This window comes from Salinivibrio sp. IB282 (assembly GCF_001995685.1).
GTDB classification, from domain to species: Bacteria; Pseudomonadota; Gammaproteobacteria; order Enterobacterales; family Vibrionaceae; genus Salinivibrio; species Salinivibrio kushneri.
On record NZ_MUET01000138.1, the window covers coordinates 1 to 2218 of the forward strand.

A 2218-nucleotide genomic window follows, 5' to 3' on the forward strand; every position below is an offset into this window, starting at 1 on the left:
GAGCAAAAGCGAGTGCTAATCTGTATAGCTTGGTGATGACATGCCGTGCCAATGACATCAATCCCTATTATTACTTCCGGCACCTGTTCGCTGAATTACCCAAGCGGTCGCCATCGGACGATATGTCAGATCTGATGCCATGGTGTGTGGATCTCAGTGATGTCGAGTAGGCGTTCACCGGTTTATTAACCGCTTACGCATTACCAAAGAGCGTTCTAAAAACAAAAAAGATCATATCGTACCGTTGAACGGATTGGCTTTTGAAATACTTCAGAAACAATACGAGCTTTCTGGTGGTGGACGATATGTTTTTCCAAACCCCAAAGATGCAGAAGAACCCATGAAGACTAGCTCCATTTGTCGTGCAGTGACTCGTTATCGTGATGCTGTGGGGTTCGATAAGTTTGTACCTAAAGATTTGCGTCGAACATGTAAAACTTTAATGGGAGCATGCCGAATCAGCAAAGAGGTTAGAGATCGTATTCAAAATCACGCCTTGCAAGATGTGAGTACACGTCACTATGATCGCTATGACTATTTTGACGATAAGTTAGGTGGGCTTGAAACCTGGGGCAGTAAATTGAAAGAGTTGATTGGGTATGTTCCACCAGCGTTGTCAGCTGTACCTTCCGCTGAAACGTTACCTTTTCCAGACATTAAAAGTACTCAGTCGCTAAGAGCTAATCTTAAATAAAGATTGTTGTTGAAAGTCCCACTGGGGCTTTCTGTTTATTTTGTTACTAACCTAGTTTTTGTCTAGATCATACAGGTGATCAATGATCACAGTGAGAAAGCCCTAACGGGCTTTCAGATGCCAAAGTTTGTTGCTGGCTAGCTCTTATAGGTAATAAGCTTTGTTAGTAAGTAACCCATTGGTTAAGCGGACAGAACCCTTGGGGTTAGAAATAAATGTGGTCCTACCGTCAGCAATGACTTTCTCTACAGCATCATGTTGATGTCCTGCCACCCAATACCTAGCTCTTGAGATCAACTCATTACTTAGCCCTGCATGGTAGTAAGGAGCATAAACACTGTTGGCATTTTCTTCTACGGCGAAAGCTTCTTTGGAAGGAAGATGATGTGAAACAACAAGATCCACTTTTTCTGGGAAATCATTAACGAACGCTTTGTGCTGCTCTTCAATCATTTGATGGCTTATGTACTTTGTATCATTCATCAGTTCTGAGTACGCATCAATCAGTGCAGACGAGTATGTGTGAATAGGAAACCAAAGAGTTCCCCCATAAATGCTATATCCATTTAAATCTATTGACTCATTATTCAAAAAGAACAGGTTTTCAGTTGTATCACTATGAGCCTTAAGCTTGGCTATTACGGAACCCCTAGAATCTTTGAGAACGTCAGAGTTAGCACTAGATTTGCACCCAACGGACGTACTTCTATGGCGGTAGGATTTACTCTTATTGCTATACCATTCATGGTTTCCTGCAATCATTATCACAGTCTTAAAGTGGCGGCAAAGTACATTCTTCACATACGCCATGCCTGAGAGGCCGTTCGCTGTGTCACCTGCAACGACTAAAGTGGCTTCGTTATCGAAGCTATACCAGAAATCACGGCGTATTCCGTGAATGTCGAGATGCAGATCGGAAACAACGTAAAACTTCAAACTATCATGACCTTAAAGTTGATTGACTGCTCCATGGTACAGGGTTTTTTAGATTATAGAAGTGAGCACATACGCTAAGTGCTTTAACATCAGTAGCTTAAAGTGAAACTTCCATGGAAGACAATGATTGGACGCTTTGTTTGATTTTTCGGCACTAAGATTTAGACACTAACTTTTAGTGTCTAAATCTTAGTGGTTTATAACCATCTGAAATAAATTGTTTTTATTGTAAAAAATAAGATTTTTTGCTGAGGAAACTTCTCAGGGGCTGGCGAGAGTGTAATTGTGCTACAACCGTGCTTTACGGCAGGCATTTTTATGGGTGAGGCTGACATGAAGAACGAGGCCAAGGCTACAAGAAGTGATAACGAGCAAGCCGAATCAAAGGATAGTGAGGAAGTTACGCTAAATGAACCTCTTGACTTGCTTGATCACGCTATCTCTACCAATACTGATAAGCTAGTTGAAGTAACTGAAGCCTTCAAAATAGAACTGGAAGAGATCATCGATGACTATCAAGTTGGCCTAGACGGGAAGTATTAAGAACAATCACCATTCGAGTCTGCACAGCATGAAGCTGTGCTACCC

Annotated in this window: 4 protein-coding genes; 3 read left to right on the forward strand and 1 reads right to left on the reverse strand. The window is 41.7% G+C overall.

From position 1 onward, the window contains the following. The coding region (locus tag BZG14_RS15125) for a transposase domain-containing protein (RefSeq protein WP_131825208.1) at window positions 1–170 on the forward strand (170 nt) is incomplete at its 5' end. Window positions 171–199: 29 nt separating this feature from the next. Next, complete coding sequence (locus BZG14_RS15130; RefSeq protein WP_274532408.1) at window positions 200–694, forward strand: site-specific integrase; 495 nt, start codon at window positions 200–202, stop codon at window positions 692–694. Window positions 695–838: 144 nt separating this feature from the next. Here the strand turns inward: BZG14_RS15130 and BZG14_RS15135 are convergent, their stop codons facing one another. Continuing rightward, the gene (locus tag BZG14_RS15135) at window positions 839–1630 is read right to left on the reverse strand and encodes a metallophosphoesterase (protein WP_077609140.1); all 792 of its coding nucleotides are present in this window, start codon (window positions 1628–1630) and stop codon (window positions 839–841) included. 318 nt (window positions 1631–1948) lie between these two features. On the opposite strand from BZG14_RS15135, the gene BZG14_RS15140 reads away from it, so the two are divergent. Then, window positions 1949–2173 (forward strand): hypothetical protein, encoded by a 225-nt coding sequence (locus tag BZG14_RS15140; protein WP_241824692.1) that lies wholly within the window; start codon window positions 1949–1951, stop codon window positions 2171–2173. Window positions 2174–2218: the final 45 nt, after the last annotated feature.

Excerpts from the sequence above, each read along its gene's own strand:
- BZG14_RS15140 (WP_241824692.1), top strand. The coding sequence starts at position 1,949 with ATGGGTGAGGCTGACATGAAGAACGAGGCCAAGGCTACAAGAAGTGAT.